The following is an 18,952-nucleotide window of genomic DNA, read 5'->3' as shown; positions in this document are numbered from 1 at the left end:
GAGAAGGGCAAGCGAACATGAGCGTTCACAGGCACCGGTTGCAACGTGGCGCCGGCGTCCTCGTCTCCCTGGTACTGCTCCTCGGCGCACTGGCCGCCCAGGTCTCGCATCCAGGCGCGGCCCGGGCCGCCACGACCCAGTTCCACGGAGTGAACTGGGCGGACCCCAACGACAACTTCATCACCGGACCGAACATCCCGGTCGGGCTGTCCACCGCGGACAACTACGCCACCACCTACACGAAGTCGACCGCGATCCTCAAGGGCTTCCAGGCCCTCGGCGCAAACACCGTGCGCCTCGGCATGAACGCGGCGACCACCTCCGGGACGTGGTGGGGCAGCTACACCGCGGCCCTCGACGCGGCCACCGCGCTCGGCATGAACGTGATCATCGCGCCGTGGCTGCAGGGCGGGACCGTCAGCGACACCACGTCCTTCTATCAGATGTGGGACACGGTCATCGCCAAGTACGGCGGCAGCAGCAACGTGTACTTCGACATCATGAACGAGCCGTACGCGATGAACGCCACGCAGCTGACCAACTTCGAAGCCGGCTGGCTGGCGCGCTATCCCAGCGTTCCGCGCGGCCGGGTCATCGTGCCCGGCCTGTACTCCGACCAGAATCTGTGCGCGGTGGGCGCGGACTCGCGCCTGTCCGGCACGCTGCTGTCGATCCACATCTACAGCATGTTCGGGGACTCACACACCACCGAGGCGGCGTGGGTCAGCGACTTCCAGAGCAACCTGTGCGGCTACGCGAGCCGCGCCGTGGTCACCGAGTTCGGCGTCCCGATGAACACCGGCGTCAACTACGACGGCCCGAAGGACGGCACGAACAACATCTCCTACCTCTACGCCATCACCGACACGGTACGCAGCATGGGCATCGGCTCGGTGCTGTGGACCGGCGTCAAGCAGGCCAGCCAGACCACCGGGCCCGGCCCGTGCGACAACGCCTCCTGCGCGATCACGACGCTGAACGGCAGCGGCACCAACCTCTCCCTCGCGCTCAACAACCAGTCCGGGCTCGACCGGCTGCAATGGGGCTGGGGGATCGGCAACAACCCCGGCGGCGGCAGCGGTGGCGGTGGCGGCACCAGCGGCGTGTTGCGCGGCGCGGGATCAAACCGGTGCCTCGATGTCCCCGGCCAGGCCACGACCAACGGCACCCTGCTGGACATCTGGGACTGCAACGGCGGCGCGAACCAGCAGTGGACGTACTTGTCCAACGGCGAGCTGCAGGTCTACGGCAGCAAGTGCCTTGACGTGCCGGGCCATGCGACAACCGCGGGCACCCGCGTGGAGATCTGGGACTGCAACGGCGGCACGAACCAGCAGTGGAACCTCAACTCCGACGGCACGGTGGTCGGGCGCGAATCGGGACTGTGCCTGGACGTGAGCGGCGGCGGTACGGCCAACGGCACGGCCGTGGAGATCTGGACCTGCAACGGCCAAAGCAACCAGAAGTGGTCGCGGCAGTAGCGAGGCCAGCACTGAACTAGACCAGCGCTGCACCAGGCGGCGCCGGCCTAGTTCAGCGCTCGTCTATGCCGACGCTGTCAAAGCATCGTGACCAGCATGATCCCGGTCGCGAGGCTCATCACCGCATCACACACCAGACCCGCTCGCGGGGCCGGCGGTAGTACGTCGCCGTCGGCCCCGCGAGCGAAGGACCGCCGGTCGCCGCGCAAACCTTCGCCATGCGTCGACACCGCGGCGGCGGCCGGGATGCGGCTCATGACGAGGATTGCGTAGCCGAAGAGAACGGTGGCGAGCAGGGGCGCAACCGTTACCGGATGCGTTCCCTGCGAAGCACTTGGCATGGCCATCTTCATGCCGTCTCGCGCGGCTGTCGGTGCGTTGTACATGTACAGCATCGCCCCGGCCGCGAGCACGTGGCCGCCATAGTGCCACGCATCATGCGAGCAGCCGTGTCGGCTAAGTGAGCCGACGATGATATGCAACACAGACCAGGCAGCGAGAACAGCGAACACGGCCATCCACACTGTGGCGCCTACGAAGCTGAGGTTTGAGACGAGCATGGAGGCCATGCCTACACCCATGACCACGTGAGTCACATCGACGGCGTGCTCGACGCGGCGGCCGCGCAGTGCAGCGTCGATCAGCCGGCCCGCGCAGTACGCCGCCGTCGCCAGCGCGACGGCGGCCAGCGAGCCGTCCACGTACGCGCGACCGAGCATGTCAATACCCTTCCGCTCGCGGACGGCTTCCGGACCGGGGCCAGGGGAAGGGCTACGCCGCCGCCACGGTCGACTCGTCGCGTGCGGGGGAGAGCAGCTCAGCGAACCGGACCAGGCGTCGGCCCTGGTAGCGGGCGCACTCGAGGACGGTCTCATCGGGCATGGTGGACGGGAACCCGGCGGGCCACGAGGTTCCGTAGGGGTTTCCGCCGGCGGCGTAGACGACATCGTCGGTGTATCCAAGCGGCACGATGACCGAGCCCCAGTGGTAGAAGACGTTATTGAGCGAAAGGATCGTGGCTTCCTGTCCGCCGTGCTGCTCTGCCGAGGAGACGAAGGCGGTCACCGGCTTGTCCGCGAGTTTGCCTTCGTGCCAAAGGCTGCTTGCCGAGTCAATGAACTGCTTGAGCTGCGCGGCCGGGGCGCCGTAGCGCGTGGGCGTGCCGAACGCGTAACCGTCGGCCCACTCAAGGTCGTCGAGGCTGGCGACCGGTATCCGGTCCTCGGTTTCGCTGTGGTGCTGCGCCCAGGCCGGGTTCGAGGCGACGGCCTCAGGCGGGGCGAGCTCGGCGACGCGGCGCAGCCGGACCTCAGCGCCCGCGGAGTCGGCCCCGTCGCGGACCGCCTCGGCGAGGCGGTGGACCGATCCGGTGGAGCTGTAGTAGGTGACGAGGATGCGGACGGGCATGCGGAACTCCGATTCAGGCTTGGGAGACTCGGGAAGGGTCGCGGTAGGCGGGATGCGGGTCAGAGCACGACGGTGACGGTCTTGAGCGAGGTGTTCGCCTCGATGCCGGCCTGGCCCAGCTCGCGGCCGTGCCCGCTGAGCTTCGCGCCGCCCCAGGGAAGGCGCGGGTCGAGCGGGGACCAGCCGTTCACCGCGACCGCGCCGGCGTTCACCCGCCGGGCCAGGGTGTGGGCGCGCGAGAGGTCGGCGGTCCACAGCGTCGCGGCGAGTGCGTAGTCGCTGTCGTTGGCCAACGCGACCGCCTCGTCGTCATCCTCGAACGCGATGATCGTGCCGACCGGACCGAAGATCTCTTCGCGGGCGATGGTCATGGTGTTCGAGGCGTCGGCGAACAAGGTGGGCTGCACGAAGTATCCCGGCCGGTCCGGCTGCGCTCCGCCCGTGACGAGCCGCGCGCCCTCTTCGCAGCCGAGACGGATATAACGCAGGACTCTTTCAAGTTGCCGAGCGTTGATGAGCGCGCCCATGGTCGTGTCCGAGTCGAACGGATCGCCCGGCACCACGGCGGCCGCGCGCTCCGCGAGCCGCTCCACGAACTCGTCGTATACGGCGCGGGCTACGAGGATCCGGCTGCCCGCGGCGCACACCTCGCCCTGGTTGGCGAAGATCCCGAGCGCCACGCCGTTCGCAGCTGCGTCAGGGTCGGCGTCGGCGAAAACGATCTGCGGGCTCTTACCGCCCAGCTCCAGGGTTGTCGGGCGAAACCCCTTCGCCGCCGCGATCGCGACCCGGTACCCGGTCTCCGGGCTGCCCGTGAACGAGATCTTGTCAATACCTGGATGTTCGACGAGGCGCTGCCCGGTGACCGGGCCGCGTCCGGGCAGGACGTTGAACGCGCCGGCGGGGAACCCGGCCTCGGCGGCAAGCTGCGCGAGCAGCAGCGAGGTGAGCGGGGCGTCCTCCGGCGGCTTGAGGATCACCGGACAGCCGGCGGCGAGGGCGGGCGCGATCTTCCAGGCGCCGATCATCGTGGGTGAGTTCCACGGCGTGATCGCGGCGACCACGCCGATCGGCTGCCGCAGGGTGTAGCTGAGCGTGGCGCGGCCCTGATAGCCCGAGGTCGGGATGGACTGCCCGGTCAGCTTGTCGGCCCAGCCCGCGTAATGCCGCAGCGTGGCGACCGTTTGCGGCAGGTCGATCACGCGCGGCTCGATGCCGGGCTTGCCGACGTCGAGCGATTCGAGATCGGCGAAGGCGTCCGCGCGGTCCTGGATCAGCTGCGCGAACGCGTGGAGCAGCTCCCCGCGCGCGGCGCCGTCCATCCGACCCCATTCGCCTTCGTCGAGGGCGCGACGCGCGGACGCGACCGCGCGGTCCACCGTGTCGCCGTCGGCTTCCACCACGGTGGTGAGAACCTTCTCCGTGACGGGGTCGATGACATCGAAGCTCTGGGACGAGGGGCCGGACTCGAACCGCCCGGCCACGAAAGGCGTGGTGGGGAGGTCCCGCGCCAGATTCTCTGCGACTGAACGCTGCGGCATGTTCGATTACCGTTCCTTCTGGACGATAGACGTACACTACGTCTTGAGTCGCGTCGCGGTCAATCGGCGCGCGCGGGCCGGACGAACGGCGTGTCGCGCGTGTGCTAAACCATGACTGCGGCGAACGCCAACCGCTCGGCCACGAAGGGCACCACGCGATGACCGCGACAAATGGAGAGACGTCCCAGACGCTCGACCGAGGCCTCGCCGTGCTGTGGCTGCTTGCCGCGCACGGCGACGGATTGACGGCGGGGGAGTTGGCCGAGCGGCTTTCCACTGCTCGGGCCGTCGTCTACCGGCTGCTGCGCACACTCGAGTCGCACCGCCTGATCGGTCGCGCCGGCACTCGCTACGTACTGGGCTTCGGCATCGCCGAGCTGGCCAGCCACCTGCGCCCCAGATTGCAGGCGACCGTCCTGCCGATCCTGCGGCAGTTGAGCGAGCAGACGAGCAGCACGGCGCTGCTCAGCGTCGCGGACGGCGACCAGGCTCTGGTCCTGCTCACCGAGGAACCGCCGCAAAGCACGTTCCACCTGGCCTTGCGCCAGGGCGCCCGGCACCCGCTCAACGTCGGGGCCGACGGTGTCGCGATCCTCGCCGGACGTCCGCCCGCCGCGGACGATTCGAAGGATGTGGACAAGGCTCGCCGCGCGGGCTACGCGCTCAGCGTTGGAGCCCTCCAGCCCGGCGCGATCGGGGTCGCCGCGCCCATCGCGACCTCGGATTGGGCGACGGCGAGCATCGGCGTAGTGCAACTCGGCGTCGAGCTGGCCGATCCGGCGATTCCCGACCTGGTCATGTCTGCGGCAGCCGACGCCACGCGCCGACTGTCCGGAGACCACAGCGCGGAGTCCGCCAGACAGGCGTAGGCGCAGAAGACTGACCCACGGGTGCACCGCCGGACTTGGCGGTGCACCCGTCTCGCATTGCAGCGACGCAACCGGGTGCCAACGGTGCCGACGCGTCTCATGACCAGACCGAATTTTCGCGTGCACTGCCAGACCTGACGATGCACCCGTTCGCGCGTCGAATGCCGAACGCAGGACGCCTTCTCGCAACCAATTGTTGTCGGGGCCTTCCCCAACTCCGTGAGTCCGTCTACCCTTACCGATAAGCGTACTCCATGTACGATAACCGCACTCACGGAGCGGGTTTTGATCGACGAAGCTGTCACCGGAGCCGAGGCGCTCGTGCGTGCCGCCACCCGGCGCGGCGTGCGGGTGTGCTTCGCGAATCCCGGTACTACCGAGATGCCGCTGGTGGCAGCGCTCGACCGGGTGCCTGGCGTGCGAGCCGTGCTCGGACTGCACGAGAACGTGTGCACCGGCGCCGCCGACGGTTACGCGCGTATCGCCGGGCACGCCGCGATGACCGTCCTGCACCTCGGACCCGGCCTGGCCAACGGTCTGGCGAACCTGCACAACGCGCGCCGCGCGAACACGCCGCTGGTCAACGTGATCGGCGATCACGCGAGCTGGCACCTGCCGTTCGACGCACCGCTGACCTCTGACATCACGGCACTGGCAACCACCGTCGGGTGCGTGCGGACGGTCCGCGACCGAGCCGAGATCGGCGCGGTGACGCAGGGCGCGATCGACGACGCGCACCGCATGCTCGGCGTCTCGACGCTGATCGTGCCGGCCGACTTCCAGCAGGAGCAGGCAGCGCAGCCACCAGCGCCTGAACAGGACTCTGAGACGGAGAGCCGCGCTGGGCGCATCCGCGTCGGGAGCGACCACATCAAGGATGTCGCGGCGCGCCTGCGTGAGGCGGGACCGCGCGCGACGCTCCTCCTCGGCGGCAATGGTCTGTCTCGTCTGGGGCAGGAAGCCGCCGGCCGCATCGCCGCGAGCCTCGGCACCGTCCTGTTCGGCGAGACATATCCGGCGCGGGCCGAACGCGGCGGCGGCCTGCCGAACATCGATCGGCTTCCCTACTTCCCCGAGCAGGCCGTCGCGGCGCTCGATCGAGGCGAGGTCGTGGTCGCCGGCGCCGAGGACCCGGTGGCGTACTTCGGGTACGCCGGCCTGCCCAGCCTGCTCGCGCAACCGGGCTCCCTCATCCGCCTCGCACGCCCGCACGAAGACGCCGAGGAAGCCCTGCTCGAACTAGCCGATCTGCTCGGCGCGGGTGCGGCGCGGATACCGGCTCCCGCCGCGATGGCTGAGGCTCCAGCAGAGGGTGACGCGCTGACCGGGCGAACCGTCGGACAGGTCGTCGCGGCCTGCTTGCCCGAGGGTGCGATCGTGTCCGTCGAGGGCGGCACCTGTGGTTATCCGTTCTACAGCGCCTCCGCCTCAGCGCCCGCACACACAGTGCTCACCAACACCGGCGGCGCCATCGGACAGGGACTGCCGTGCGCGCTGGGAGCGGCGATCGCAGCACCGGATCGGCCTGTCATCGCGCTCCAGTCCGACGGCAGCGGCCTCTATACCGCGCAGGCGCTGTGGTCGATGCGACGAGAGAACGCGAACGTCACGGTGCTCATCGCGGCAAACCACACCTACAACGTGCTGCGCACCGAACTCGAGCGGCACGGCAACACCGACTTCGGCCCGCAGGCCGCCGCGCTGACCAGCCTCGCCGAGCCACGCATCGACTGGGTCGCACTCGCGACCGGATTCGGCGTCAGCGCCGAACGCGCGGGCACCGTCGCGCAGCTGCGCACCGCCCTGACCGACGCCGTCGCCTCCGGCGGCCCGCACCTGATCGAGATGGCGCTATGACCGTGTTGGAAGGCCCCTGCATCCCGGCGACGACGCCCGCCGGCGTCGCAGGCTTCGTCGCTCGCGATCACGGCCTGCTGATCGCGGGGGAGTGGCGGCCGAGCCATAGCGGACGGACCATGGCCTCGGTCAACCCGGCTACCGGCCGACAGCTGGCCACCCTCGCCGCCGCAGACCAAGCCGATGTGGACGCCGCAGTCACCGCGGCCCGCGCCGCGCTCGCCGATCCGGCCTGGCGCGATATCAGTCCTCTGCAGCGCGGCGAGCTGCTGCACGCCTTGGCAAACCTTGTCGAGGTGCACGCCGACGAACTCGCGCTCATCGAGTCCCTGGACAACGGCAAACCCGTCTCGGTGGCACGAGCGGTAGACGTCGGCACGACGGCGAAGCTGTTTCGCTACTTCGCCGGCTGGCCGAGCAAGTTCGAGGGCTCCACCATCCCGATCTCCCCGCGCGGCGGGCTGCGCGTGCTCAACTACACCGTGCACGAGCCGATCGGCGTGGTCGGCGCGATCGTGCCGTGGAACTTCCCGATGTCGATGGCCGCGTGGAAGCTCGCTCCCGCGCTGGCGATGGGCAACGCCGTTGTGCTCAAGCCCGCCGAACAGACCTCGCTGTCGACGCTGCGGCTGGCCGAATTGATCGAGCAGGCCGGTTTCCCGCCCGGCGTGGTCAATGTAGTCACCGGACTCGGCAGCGTCGTGGGTGCCGCCATCGCCGCACACCCCGGCGTGGACAAGGTCGCGTTCACCGGCTCGACCGAAGTCGGCCGGCTGGTGACGGCGGCGGCGCTGGGCAACATGAAGAAGGTCTCGCTGGAGCTGGGCGGCAAGTCGCCGCACATCGTGCTGCCGGACGCCGATCCGGCCGCCGTGGCACAGGCCGCCTGCGACGGCATCTTCTTCAACCAGGGCCAGACCTGCACCGCAGGCTCTCGGCTATATGTGCACGCGGATATCTATGACGAGGTCATGTCAGCACTCGTCGACCACGCCCGCCGCATCGTCGTCGGGCCCGGCCACGATCCCGCGACCCAGATGGGACCGGTGGTCTCCGCGCGGCAGCTGGCGACCGTCAGCTCCTACATCGAATCAGGGCTCGCCGACGGCGCGGAGCTGGCCTGCGGAGGTTCGCGGCCGGCTGGGCTGGACGCCGAGTATGCGTCCGGTTACTTCCTCGAACCGACCGTGCTGACCGAGACAACGCACGCCATGCGCGTCGTGCGCGAGGAGATCTTCGGGCCCGTACTCGTCGCCATGCGCTGGACCGACGTGGACGACCTGATCGACAAGGCCAACGACAGCCCCTACGGACTGGCGGCCGGGGTGTGGACGAACGACCTGACCAATGCCCACCGGATCGCCGCCGCGCTCAAGGCCGGAACCGTGTGGATCAACTGCTACAACCTCACCGATCCCGCCTCGCCCTTCGGCGGCTACAAGCAGTCCGGCTGGGGCCGGGAGATGGGCCGTGCCGTGCTCGAGCAGTACACCGAGACCAAGAGCGTGTGGGTGAACCTGACATGAGCCACGACTTGAGCCCCTATATCAGCACCCTCACCGACCCGAAGGAGCTCAGCGGGCAGGTCGCCATCGTCACCGGCGGCGGACTGGGCGTCGGTAAGGCCGTCACCCGCGCCCTGGTCGCTCGCGGCGCGCAGGTCGTCATCGCCGCTCGCCGACTGCCTGTCCTGCAGGCGGCGGCTGAGGAGATCACCGCCGACCTCGGCGGCGAGGTTTTCCCGGTGTCGGCCGACACCACCGACACCGAATCGGTCACCGCGCTGGCCGCGGCGGCCGCGGACATCGGCCAGGTCAGCATCCTGATCAACGGGGCCGCCGCACCCGCCGGCCTTGTGCGCAACGACATCGCGCAGGCCGATCCGGACGCGCTGCTGGCCGACCTGAACACGAAGGTCGTCGGCTATTTCCGCTGCATCAAGGCGGTCGCTCCGCTGATGCGCGCGAACGGTTACGGCCGGATCGTCAACATCGGCGGACTGACCGGCCGCTCCAGCCACGCGCTGTCGGGCATGCGCAACCTCGCGATCGTGCATATGACCAAGGTGCTGTCAGACCAGCTCGGTCCGGACGGCATCACCATCAACACGCTGCATCCCGGGGTCGTGGAGACCGAGCACATCCACGAGCTTTACGCGAAGAACGCGGCGGCTGAAGGGATCTCCCCGGAGCAGGTCGAGCGCAACTTCATCGCCCGCACCCCGATTCGCAGGGTCCTGACCGCCGCGGAGGTCGCGGACGCGATCTGCTTCTTCGCCGGACCACGGGCGGGCGGGATCACCGGCGAATCGCTCGGCATCGACGGCGGCCTGACCCGCGGCATCTTCCTGTGAAAGCCGATCGACAAAGAAGAGAGCACTGATGGACGGCACGATACTCGTCGCCACCGCCGGGCAGGGGGTGCTGCGCAGCAACGACGACGGCGCCACCTGGAACCGCATCCCGCTTGATCAGGGGCTTGAATTCGACGCCGTGGTGCGCGCACTCGCCGTCCACCCGGAACGGCCGGAAGTCGTCTTCGCGGGCGCGGACATAGGCCTGGCCCGAAGCGACGACGCCGGCACCCACTGGACCCGCGTCGAATCCCCGTTCAACGACATGCAGGTTTGGTCGATCGCGATCGATCCGAACGACCCGGACAGCATGCTGATTGGCACCGGAGCACCGTCGCGCGCGGCGGTCTACCGCACCGGAGACGGCGGAGCGACCTGGGACCGGCTGCCTCCGCAACTGCCCGAGCGCTGCGCCGGTGTCAGCAAACCCCGCATCCTCACCGCCGTCTACGACCACGTGGACGCCAAGTCCGTCTGGTTCGGCGTCGAGGAAGGCGGCTTGTGGCGCAGCCGCGACCGCGGCGACACCTGGGAACGCGTCGACGGCGCCGCACGCGAGCTGCCGCACGGGGTCACGGTCTCCGACGTGCACTGCATCCTGGTGCTCGACGGGCCGCCGAAGACGCTGGTCTGCGCTGTCGTCAACGCCCTGTTCGTCAGCCAGGACGACGGCGAGACCTGGACGCGCACCGGCACCAAGGACGCCTGGGGCATCTACTACACCCGGCTGGTCGCCCGCCTCCCCGGCACCAGCTCGATGCTGCTCGGCATCGGCGACGGCACGCCGGGCACCACGACGCGCATCTTCCGCTCCGACGACCTCGGCTCCAGCTGGAGCGAATCAGCCCTCGATGTCCCGGCCAACTCGACCGTGTGGGCGTTCGGCACGCATGCGGCCGATCCGGATCTCGTCTTCGCCGGAACCAAGTACGGCCACCTGCTGCGCTCCACCGACGCGGGCCGCAGCTTCACCAAGGAGTGGCGCGAGTTCCCCGAGATCACCGACGTGGCCTGGACTCCCGCCGTGGCCGCCGTGGTCTCTACCGCTCATCACTGATCAGACCTGGAGCAAGCCATGACCGACATCGACATCGACACTGGGACTGGGACCGACACCGCGCTCTCACCGGCCGCGCACAGCACCGTCAAGCCCGTGATCAACCGCACGCACCTGTCGCTCTTCGTGCGCGACCCCGAGGCGTCAGCGCTCTGGTTCGCGGACGTGCTCGACATGCAGGTCACGGCGCGCGGGCCGCAGTGGGTGTTCCTCTCCTTCGGCCGCAAGCACCACGATCTCGCGCTGATCAGAGCGGCCGACGGCGCGCAGCAGGGCGGCCTCGGCCTTCAGCACTACGGGCTGGAGATCGAGGGCGACGTGGACGATCTGCGCCGCCTCTACGGGATGTTGCTGTCCAAGGACGTGAAGGTCGTCAAGACCACGGACCACAAGGTCGGCTTCGGCCTCTACTTCGAGGACCCGGACGGCAACCGGTTCGAGTTCTTCGCCGAGACCGTCACCGACGACGCCGAGGGCCGCCGCGTCCTGGGCGAACATCACGCCCCCAGCGAGCCGGTCGTGCTCGACCCCCTCTACACCTGACCCGCCACCCACCGTCCAGCCGCGCGCACAGCGAACCAGGAGCCTGCGAGAACATGCCAGCCGCGAACTTCGGCCCGTACCACGTCCGCAAGTGGTTCACGCACCTCGAGGAGGTCCTCGCCAACGAGACCGGGCAGCTTCCCGACGGGGCGCCGATCCGCCGCATCGTCATCGCCGCGGCGGTCCACAACCCCTACGCCGGCCGCTACAGCGAGGACCTGAGCGACATCGTCGCCAAGTCCGACGAGCTGGGCCGGGAATTCGGCCGCCGGATCGTCGAAGCGGCCGCCGGAACGCCGATGCAGAGCTACGGCAAAGCCGCCGTCGTCGGGGTGTCCGGCGAATACGAGCACGGCAACGCGTTCCTCACCCAGCTGTTCGCCGACCCGGTGCGCGAAGCGGTCGGCGGCGGCAAGTCCTGGGTGCCCTCTACCGGCAAAGTCGCCGCCGCAGGCGGCACCATCGACATCCCGCTCGCGCACAAGGACGCACTGTACGTCCGGTCCAACTACGACACCATCTCCATCGCGTTCGGCGACGCCCCGCGCCCCGACGAAGTCGTCGTCGCCTTCGCCTTCGCCTCGCGCGGTCGGCTGCACGCCCGGTTGGGCGGGCTGACAGCCGATGAGGTGCGCGGCGAAGACGGGCTGCGGTAGCGGCGAGCGAGGAAAGGGGGCGCCATGATCACGACCACGCCGTCGAGCCGTCACGCGACCATCAACGGTCTGACGTGCCGGTACCTCGAGTGGGGCGAACCCGACGCGCCCGCGATCGTCCTGGTGCACGGGCTGCGCAGCTACGCCCGCACCTGGGAGCCGGCCGCCCGCGTCCTCGCCGTGACGCATCGCGTGATCGCGCCCGACCTGCGTGGCCGCGGCGAGAGCTCCTGGGATCCCAAGCGCGACTACTACGTCGACGCCTACGTCAGCGATCTGGAAGAACTCACCGAACTGCTGGGGCTGAGCAGCTTCGCCCTCGTCGGCCACTCGTTGGGCGGCGCGATCGGTTACACCTACGCCGCGCGCCATCCCGACCAGGTCACCGCGCTCGTCGTCGAGGACATCGGCCCCGGCTCGTCGACGAGCACTGACGGCGCGGACCGGATCCTGCGGGAGATGCGCGAGACGCCGCCCGGCTTCGACTGCCTCGAAGCCGTGCGCGCCTACTGGCGTCGGCTGCGTCCCGACATCACTGACGCCGCGCTGGCCTCTCGGATCGAGAACACGGTGCGAAGCACCGACGAGGGGCGCTACGAGTGGAGCCTCGACATGACGGGCATCGCCGCAGCGCGTCTCGCCGGCGATCCCGCCGGGCCGATCGATCTGTGGGCCTGCGTCGATGCGTTGCGGTGCCCCACTCTCGTCATTCGCGGTGCCCGCTCGGACTTCCTCCCGCGCGAAACCTGTGAGCGGATGGCGCAACGCCAGCCGTCGCTGCGCTGGGCGCAAGTATCAGAGGCCGGACACTACGTGCACGACGACAATCCCGCCGAGTTCATCCGGCTCGTCTCCGCATTCCTCGGCGGCGGCGCGCCATGACTACGACGCAGCACGTGTCGGTCGCAGTCGTCGGCGCCGGACCGGTAGGAGCCACGGCCGCGAACCTGCTCGGCGTCTACGGCGTCAGCACGCTGATCGTCGACCGGGAGCGCGACATCGTCGAGTACCCGCGTGCGATCGGCGTCGATGACGAGAGCCTGCGCACGTTCCAGAGCGGCGGCCTGGCCGACGAGATAGTGCGCACGGCGATCCAGAATGTGCCGTTGAAGTTCTTCGACGCCGCGGGTCGCTGTCTGGCCGACATCCGTCCCAGTGCACGCGACTACGGCTGGCACAAACGCAACATCTTCATGCAGCCGAAGGCGGAAGCCGTTCTGCGCGAAGGACTGCGGCGCTTCCCGCACGTTCGGATGGACCTCGGCACACAGTTGCGCGAACTCAAACAGGATGACGACGGCGTCAGCCTGCTGATGGCGGACGAATCCGGCGAGACCCGCGAGGTCCGCGCCGACTACGTGATCGCCGCCGACGGTGGCCGCAGTTCGATACGTAGTCAGCTCGGCATCCCGCTTGAGGGCTCGACGCATCCGCGCAAGTGGGTCGTGATCGACTGCGCCAAGGATCCGCTCGACGCTCCCTATACCGCTCTGCGCTGCGACCCGCGGCGCCCGTACGTGTCCGCTCACCTGCCCGACGATCACCGGCGCTGGGAGTTCATGCTCTTTCCCGGCGAGGACGCCGACGAACTGCTCGCACCCGAGAGCGTCAAGGGCCTGCTACAGCGCCACGCCGGTGCCCCCGCGGCCGCCGACGTGCTGCGCGCCCGCGTCTATACGCACCACTCTCGTATCGCAGCACGCTTCGTTGCCGGACGCGTCGCGCTGGCCGGCGACGCCGCGCACCTGATGCCGCCGTGGGCCGGGCAGGGCATGAACACCGGCATCCGAGACGTGACCAACCTCTGCTGGAAGCTAGCCGCGATCGTCCGAGGGCAGGCCGACCCATCCCTGCTGGCCACCTACGACGCAGAACGCCGTCCGCACGCGAAAGCCATGATCGAGCTGTCCACGACACTCGGCCGTGTCCTCGCACCCAAGCGGCTGTCCGCCGCGCGACTGCGTGACCTGACCCTGCGCGCCGCATCCCTCGCACCCGCGATCCGCGCGTGGATCTTGGAGATGCGCTTCAAGCCCGTCCCCGACTACCGCGCCGGCTTCGTCGCACACGATGGTGACGCGGGCGATGCGCCGAGCGTCGGCCGCATGCTCCCTCAGCCGATGGTCGAGATGCCAGCCGGCTCGCACGTCCGGCTCGACGACGCGCTCGGCCCGTGGTTCGCCGTCCTGGGCTTCGAATGCGACCCGCTCGCACGACTCTCAGGCGACGAACTCGCCGCCGTTCGCCGCTTCCAGCCGCGCGTCGTGAAAATACTCAAATCGCGCGCAGGCACCCGCCACCACGCGCAGCCGTGCGTGTCCGACGACACCGTCGTCATCGAAGACCTCGACAACCATCTGCGCCCCTGGTTCCAGGCCCAAGGCCGCAACGTCGCCTTCGTCCGCCCCGACCGCTTCGTAGCGGCCATGACCGACCTGGACGGCGTCGGACCAGCGATCACCGGTCTCGCCGACAGGCTCACCGCACCTCGCCGACGCAGCGACTCCGGCCGGCCCGCCGAGAGGGGCGGCGTGCCGTGATCCTCGAAGAGCGCAACTACCGGCTCGTGCCGGGAGGGGCCGCCCGCTACCTCGAGGCCTGGCACCGCGCGGGCCGCGAGCCTCAAGTCCGACATCTCGGCGAGCCCGCCGGGGTCTACACCGTCGAGATCGGCGAGCTGAACACGCTCGTCTACCACTGGCGGTTCGCCGATCTCGCCGACCGCGCGCACCGGCGGCAGGCCCTGGCCGCCGACGCCGACTTCGCCGCGTTCCGCCGCGAAGTGCGCGCGCTCCTCGTCCAGCAGTCCAACCGAATTCTGCTCACTTTCGCACCTGTGCTCGACGCGTAGCAGCCTTCGGGCCAGTCGTTGACAGCCGGTTCATCCGACGCCAACATCTACGCAATATTCGTACACCAAGTTCGAAAATCGTACACACTGGCGTCGGTGCCGACGCCCCGCCATCATCAGGAGTTGAGATGAGCGATATCCCGAAAGCGTCCCTCGGGCGGGCGAAAGTCTCCATGACGGGCGTGCTCGCCCAGTCTGTCGGGTTCATGGGCCCGGTGTTCTCCGTGGCCAGCCTGCTGCCGCTCATCGTCGGGCTCTCCGCGACCGGCCGCGGCGCCGGCGTCGCGACACCGGTCGCGATCATCATCGCCGGGATCGGCATCTTCGGCGCCGGGTGGGTGATCGCCCAGTACGCCAAGCGCATCCACCTGTGCGGCTCGCTCTACGAGTACGTCAGCGACACCTTCGGCCCCTCGGCCGGGACCGTCGCCGGATGGGTGTACTTCGGCGCGATGCTCATCCTCGCGGCGGCGACGTTCCTCGTGCTCGGCGGCCTCACCCAGGACCTGCTGCAGACCGCCTTCAACGTCAACGTCCCCTGGTGGCCGCTCGCCCTCGCCTTCATCGCCGTCGTCCTGGCCATCGTCGTGATCGGCGTCCAGGTCTCCGTGCGGGCGCAACTCGCGCTGGTGCTGATCTCGTCGGCCGTCGTCGCCGGCTTCTCGATCTACATCATCGCCAAGGGCGGGCTCGGCGGCCACAGCCTGTCCGCCCAGCCGTTCAACCCGTTCTCGGTCCACCGCCTCGACCTGCTCTACGGCGTGCTCTACGGAATCAACATGTTCATCGGCTTCGAGTCCGCCGCCAACCTGGCCGAGGAGACCGACAACCCGAAGAAGCACGTCCCGCGCGCCGTGCTCTGGTCGCTGACCATCGTCGGCGCGTACTTCCTGCTTACCGCGTACGCGCAGGACATCGGCTTCGGGCTGAACGCCACCGCCTGGAAGAACAGCGTCTTCCCGCTGCAGGCCCTCGCCTCCAGCGCCCCGTTCGGTTCCTCCGGCTTCGGCAACCTCGTCTCCGTGCTGATCATCGTCGACATCACCGCCGTCGCCATCGGCGTGAGCGTCGCCGCGACCCGGGGCATGCTGGCCATGGCCCGGGCGGGCCGGCTGCCCTCCGCGCTGGCGACCGTCAGCCCGCGCTTCCGCACCCCGATCGTCGGCGCGGCGCTGGTGGGCGGGGTCTCCGCGGCGAGCGTCATCCTCGTCGTGGCCCGAAACGGCGTCTTCTCCCTGGCCACCGGACAGCCCGGCGTCCTGCAGCCGCAGTGGGCCCCGATGTTCGGCTGGATGGCCGGGTTCGGCGGTACCGGCCTGGCGCTGATGTACCTGGCCGTCAGCGTCGCCGGCGCCCGCGGATTGTGGCACCAGGTGAACCGCGTCAAGCTGGTGACCGCCGCGACCGCCGGCACGCTGGTCTCGGCCGGCGCGGTCTTCGGCGCCTTCTACCAGGCCCCGAGTCCGCTGGACACCGTGTCGTGGTCGCTGGCCATCTGGCTCGCGGCCGGGGTGATCTGGTCGGTCGCCGTGACCCGGCGAGGCCGCGCCTCCGCCGCCGCGGAGACAGCCGTCCTCGATGACGCCGTCGGAGACGAACTGCGCCCCGCGTAGTCCCGTCATCCCGAGCCCGTTCCGCCACCCCTCCTCCCGAAGGACGTCCGTGAGCGCCGCAGTCTCCAACAGCCACCCGTACGACCCGCTCAACGCGGACGAGATCACCGCTGCCGTCGCCGCGATCCGGTCCGGCAGGCCCGAACTGACCGACCCGCGGTTCCCGCTCGTGCGCACGGCCTCGCCCGACAAGCAGGCCGTGCGCCAGTGGAACTCCGCGCCGTCCGCGCCGCCGCCGACCCGCGCCGCGTTCCTCGTCGTCTACGACCGCGCCGACGCGGCGACCTACGAGGCCCGCGTCGAGCTGACCGTCGAATCGGGGACAGTCAGCGGCGCCATCGCCGACTGGACGCACATCCCCGGCGTGCAGCCCGCCATCATGATCGAAGAGATCATGGAGCTCGAGCAGATCGTCAAGAAGGACCCGGCCGCCGTGGCCGCCCTGGCCCGCCACGGCGTACACGACCTCGAACTGCTGCAGATCGACCCGTGGTCCACGGGAACGCTGCCCGTCGACGGTGTCAACCCACTGCGAAGGATCATCCGCGCCAGCGCCTACGTCCGGGAGTTCGCCGAGGACAACGGCTACGCGCGCCCGGTAGGCAACCTCGTGTTCGTCATCGACTGCAACGAGAAGACGGTCGCCGCGATCGAGGAGGGCGACCCGATCCCGCTGCCGCCGGAGAGCGGCAACTACGACGTCGCCAGCGTCGGGCCGCTGCGCACCGATCTGCGGCCGCTGGAGATCACCCAGCCGCAGGGGCCGTCGTTCACCGTCACCGGGCACGTCATCGAGTGGCAGCGCTGGCGGCTGCACGCGCACATCGACGCCGTCGAAGGGCTCGTCATCAGCGACGTGTCCTACCTCGACGGCGAACGGCGCCGCTCCATCCTGCACCGCGCCGCCATCAGCGAGATGGTCGTGCCCTACGGCGACACCGGCAACGACTTCTACTTCCGCAACGTCTTCGACGCCGGGGAGTACAACCTCGGCAAGACCGTCGGCTCGCTCACACTCGGCTGCGACTGCCTCGGCGAGATCCGCTACATGGACGCCGTGCTCGCCGACGAGTCCGGCGCCCCGCAGACCATCGCCAACGCCATCTGCATGCACGAGGAGGACTACGGCATCCTCTGGAAGCACTGGAACTTCCGCTACACCGAGCAGCCCGAGGTGCGCCGCTCCCGCCGCTTCGTCGTCTCCGCCATCCACACGATCGGCAACTACGAATACGGGTTCTTCTGGTACTTCTACCTCGACGGCACGATCCAGTTCGAGGCGAAGCTGACCGGCATCGTGCAGACCCGGGCCGTCGCGCCCGGAGAGACCCCCGAGTACGGCACGCTCGTGGCGCCCCAGCTCGACGCGCCCAACCACCAGCACCTGTTCAACATGCGCATCGATCCGGAGATCGACGGACCGGACAACACCGTGCTGGAGATCGACGCGGTCGGACTGCCGATCGGCCCCGGCAACGAGCGCGGCAACGCCATCGTCGCCCGCAAGACCACGATCGCCAACGAACGCGAGGCGCGCCGCGCGTGCAACCCGGCGACCGCCCGCACCTGGAAGATCGTCAACCCGAACGTCACCAACCGCTTCGGCGAACCGGTCGGCTACAAGCTCGTGCCCTTCACCGGCCCGACCCTGCTGGCCGCGCCGGAGAGCGACCTGGCCAAGCGCGCCGAGTTCGCCCGCCACCACCTGTGGGTCACCCGCTTCGACCCGAAGGAGATGCACGCGGCCGGCGACTACCCGAATCAGCACCCTGGCGACGGGATCGGCGCCTGGGTCACGCAGGAACGCGACCTGGTCGACACCGACGTCGTGCTCTGGCACACCTTCGGCACCTCACACCTGCCTCGGCCCGAGGACTGGCCGATCATGCCGTGCGAGTACGTGGGCTTCACCCTCAAACCCGTCGGCTTCTTCGACCGCAACCCGTCCCTGGACGTGCCGCCGCCGCAAGGCCACCAGGCAGGGCACTGTCACACTGTGGGCGACGAGATCAGCAGTGCGCTACCGGAGGCGCCGCACTGCTCATAACCCTGGCGCGGCTCGCGGCTATTCGCCGCTCAACGCCTGGTGTACGCACGCAGTTCGACGCTGTAGGGCTCAACTGACACCACGCCCGTCCCGGCGTCGAATGCGGACTCTGTGACGGTGACCTGCGGCGGTTTCCCGACTTGGTTGGTGGAATCGAGGCTGGGGCCGGTCAGGCGCCACAGTCGTCCGCGGCTGCGTGGGGCGAAGCCGGCGAGGCTGACGTCGACGCTGTGCGAGTCGGCGGTCGCGTTGATGGCCGCGATGGTCAGTGTCCTGCCATCTGCGGACAAGGCCGCTGACATGTCGAGCGGATACGTTGGACTGCCGGACGTGACACTCGGCTGATCGCCACCGGCCGGCCACTTCGGCGCGGGCTGCGGCGAGTTGCCGGAGATCGCCACCGGCACCGTCCCGAAGCGCTGCCGGTAAAGCTTGAACATCAGCCCCTGCTCGCTGTAAACGGCGTCGGTGGCGTTGAACGACAGCCAGCTCATGCCCGTCGTGTAGGCGCCCATGACGATGAAGTCGGTGTTCCGGAACATCTCGTGCAGCATCAGGCTGGTGGCCAGAACGCCCCTCAGGCCGCCGGCGAAGTACGCCCACTCGTCGATGGCGACCTTGATGCCGTCCCGCTCCAGCGGGAAGTCCTTCTTGTAGAGCTGCCAGTCTTCGCTGAC

16 protein-coding genes and 1 pseudogene are annotated in these 18,952 nt (G+C 69.2%); 13 read left to right on the top strand and 4 right to left on the bottom strand.

From position 1 onward, the window contains the following. The first annotated feature begins 17 nt into the window (after positions 1–17). On the top strand, positions 18–1,481 hold the full coding sequence (locus VFB40_RS15160; RefSeq protein ID WP_324851161.1) for a ricin-type beta-trefoil lectin domain protein: 1,464 nt from the start codon (positions 18–20) through the stop codon (positions 1,479–1,481). A gap of 77 nt (positions 1,482–1,558) precedes the next feature. Here the strand turns inward: VFB40_RS15160 and VFB40_RS15155 are convergent, their stop codons facing one another. From VFB40_RS15155 to VFB40_RS15145, 3 genes are read right to left on the bottom strand one after another with little or no spacing between them, the layout of a single operon-like run. Next, on the bottom strand, positions 1,559–2,200 hold the full coding sequence (locus VFB40_RS15155; RefSeq protein ID WP_324851157.1) for a DUF5134 domain-containing protein: 642 nt from the start codon (positions 2,198–2,200) through the stop codon (positions 1,559–1,561). 52 nt (positions 2,201–2,252) lie between these two features. Further along, positions 2,253–2,888, bottom strand: coding sequence for an NAD(P)H:quinone oxidoreductase (wrbA, locus tag VFB40_RS15150; RefSeq protein WP_324851155.1), 636 nt, complete (start codon positions 2,886–2,888; stop codon positions 2,253–2,255). Between the two features lie 59 nt (positions 2,889–2,947). After that, on the bottom strand, positions 2,948–4,429 hold the full coding sequence (locus tag VFB40_RS15145; RefSeq protein WP_324851153.1) for an aldehyde dehydrogenase family protein: 1,482 nt from the start codon (positions 4,427–4,429) through the stop codon (positions 2,948–2,950). Between the two features lie 158 nt (positions 4,430–4,587). On the opposite strand from VFB40_RS15145, the gene VFB40_RS15140 reads away from it, so the two are divergent. The 12 genes from VFB40_RS15140 to VFB40_RS15085 all read left to right on the top strand — a co-directional run bounded on the left by VFB40_RS15140 (position 4,588) and on the right by VFB40_RS15085 (position 18,275). Further along, complete coding sequence (locus tag VFB40_RS15140; protein ID WP_324851151.1) at positions 4,588–5,298, top strand: IclR family transcriptional regulator; 711 nt, start codon at positions 4,588–4,590, stop codon at positions 5,296–5,298. Between the two features lie 288 nt (positions 5,299–5,586). Beyond that, positions 5,587–7,155: an acetolactate synthase large subunit gene (locus VFB40_RS15135; protein ID WP_349261485.1), complete on the top strand. Its 1,569-nt coding sequence runs from the start codon at positions 5,587–5,589 to the stop codon at positions 7,153–7,155. Beyond that, on the top strand, positions 7,152–8,681 hold the full coding sequence (locus VFB40_RS15130) for an aldehyde dehydrogenase family protein (RefSeq protein WP_324851147.1): 1,530 nt from the start codon (positions 7,152–7,154) through the stop codon (positions 8,679–8,681). The genes VFB40_RS15135 and VFB40_RS15130 overlap by 4 nt, the downstream gene beginning before the upstream one ends. Beyond that, on the top strand, positions 8,678–9,508 hold the full coding sequence (locus VFB40_RS15125) for an SDR family NAD(P)-dependent oxidoreductase (protein WP_324851145.1): 831 nt from the start codon (positions 8,678–8,680) through the stop codon (positions 9,506–9,508). The genes VFB40_RS15130 and VFB40_RS15125 overlap by 4 nt, the downstream gene beginning before the upstream one ends. A 28-nt stretch (positions 9,509–9,536) precedes the next feature. Continuing rightward, positions 9,537–10,565: a WD40/YVTN/BNR-like repeat-containing protein gene (locus tag VFB40_RS15120; RefSeq protein WP_324851143.1), complete on the top strand. Its 1,029-nt coding sequence runs from the start codon at positions 9,537–9,539 to the stop codon at positions 10,563–10,565. Positions 10,566–10,583: 18 nt separating this feature from the next. After that, a complete protein-coding gene (locus VFB40_RS15115; protein WP_324851141.1) occupies positions 10,584–11,108 on the top strand; it encodes a VOC family protein in 525 nt (174 codons plus the stop codon). A gap of 53 nt (positions 11,109–11,161) precedes the next feature. Continuing rightward, positions 11,162–11,764, top strand: a complete 603-nt coding sequence (locus VFB40_RS15110) for an amino acid synthesis family protein (RefSeq protein ID WP_324851139.1) — start codon at positions 11,162–11,164, stop codon at positions 11,762–11,764. 24 nt (positions 11,765–11,788) lie between these two features. Then, the gene (locus VFB40_RS15105) at positions 11,789–12,646 is read left to right on the top strand and encodes an alpha/beta fold hydrolase (protein ID WP_324851137.1); all 858 of its coding nucleotides are present in this window, start codon (positions 11,789–11,791) and stop codon (positions 12,644–12,646) included. Beyond that, positions 12,643–14,304 carry a bifunctional 3-(3-hydroxy-phenyl)propionate/3-hydroxycinnamic acid hydroxylase gene (locus VFB40_RS15100; protein ID WP_324851135.1) on the top strand — a complete coding sequence of 554 codons (1,662 nt, stop codon included), beginning with the start codon at positions 12,643–12,645 and terminating at the stop codon, positions 14,302–14,304. Before VFB40_RS15105 ends, VFB40_RS15100 begins: the two co-directional genes overlap by 4 nt. Then, a complete protein-coding gene (locus VFB40_RS15095) occupies positions 14,301–14,615 on the top strand; it encodes an NIPSNAP family protein (RefSeq protein ID WP_324851134.1) in 315 nt (104 codons plus the stop codon). Before VFB40_RS15100 ends, VFB40_RS15095 begins: the two co-directional genes overlap by 4 nt. Before the next feature lie 128 nt (positions 14,616–14,743). Continuing rightward, complete coding sequence (locus tag VFB40_RS15090) at positions 14,744–16,228, top strand: APC family permease (protein ID WP_324851132.1); 1,485 nt, start codon at positions 14,744–14,746, stop codon at positions 16,226–16,228. A 49-nt stretch (positions 16,229–16,277) separates the two neighbouring features. Further along, the gene (locus tag VFB40_RS15085) at positions 16,278–18,275 is read left to right on the top strand and encodes a primary-amine oxidase (protein ID WP_324851130.1); all 1,998 of its coding nucleotides are present in this window, start codon (positions 16,278–16,280) and stop codon (positions 18,273–18,275) included. Positions 18,276–18,304: 29 nt separating this feature from the next. Here the strand turns inward: VFB40_RS15085 and VFB40_RS15080 are convergent. Further along, a pseudogene (locus VFB40_RS15080) lies at positions 18,305–18,952 on the bottom strand (alpha-L-arabinofuranosidase); the annotation flags it as partial.

Origin of the sequence: Actinocrinis sp. (genome assembly GCF_035650855.1) — a bacterium.
In the GTDB taxonomy this organism is placed as follows: Bacteria; Actinomycetota; Actinomycetes; order Streptomycetales; family Catenulisporaceae; genus Actinocrinis.
This window is presented reverse-complemented; position numbering and strand designations above follow the sequence as displayed.

Excerpts from the sequence above, each read along its gene's own strand:
- VFB40_RS15160 (WP_324851161.1), top strand. The coding sequence starts at position 18 with ATGAGCGTTCACAGGCACCGGTTGCAACGTGGCGCCGGCGTCCTCGTC.
- VFB40_RS15155 (WP_324851157.1), bottom strand. The coding sequence starts at position 2,200 with ATGCTCGGTCGCGCGTACGTGGACGGCTCGCTGGCCGCCGTCGCGCTG.
- wrbA (WP_324851155.1), bottom strand. The coding sequence starts at position 2,888 with ATGCCCGTCCGCATCCTCGTCACCTACTACAGCTCCACCGGATCGGTC.
- VFB40_RS15145 (WP_324851153.1), bottom strand. The coding sequence starts at position 4,429 with ATGCCGCAGCGTTCAGTCGCAGAGAATCTGGCGCGGGACCTCCCCACC.
- VFB40_RS15140 (WP_324851151.1), top strand. The coding sequence starts at position 4,588 with ATGACCGCGACAAATGGAGAGACGTCCCAGACGCTCGACCGAGGCCTC.
- VFB40_RS15130 (WP_324851147.1), top strand. The coding sequence starts at position 7,152 with ATGACCGTGTTGGAAGGCCCCTGCATCCCGGCGACGACGCCCGCCGGC.
- VFB40_RS15125 (WP_324851145.1), top strand. The coding sequence starts at position 8,678 with ATGAGCCACGACTTGAGCCCCTATATCAGCACCCTCACCGACCCGAAG.
- VFB40_RS15120 (WP_324851143.1), top strand. The coding sequence starts at position 9,537 with ATGGACGGCACGATACTCGTCGCCACCGCCGGGCAGGGGGTGCTGCGC.
- VFB40_RS15115 (WP_324851141.1), top strand. The coding sequence starts at position 10,584 with ATGACCGACATCGACATCGACACTGGGACTGGGACCGACACCGCGCTC.
- VFB40_RS15110 (WP_324851139.1), top strand. The coding sequence starts at position 11,162 with ATGCCAGCCGCGAACTTCGGCCCGTACCACGTCCGCAAGTGGTTCACG.
- VFB40_RS15105 (WP_324851137.1), top strand. The coding sequence starts at position 11,789 with ATGATCACGACCACGCCGTCGAGCCGTCACGCGACCATCAACGGTCTG.
- VFB40_RS15100 (WP_324851135.1), top strand. The coding sequence starts at position 12,643 with ATGACTACGACGCAGCACGTGTCGGTCGCAGTCGTCGGCGCCGGACCG.
- VFB40_RS15090 (WP_324851132.1), top strand. The coding sequence starts at position 14,744 with ATGAGCGATATCCCGAAAGCGTCCCTCGGGCGGGCGAAAGTCTCCATG.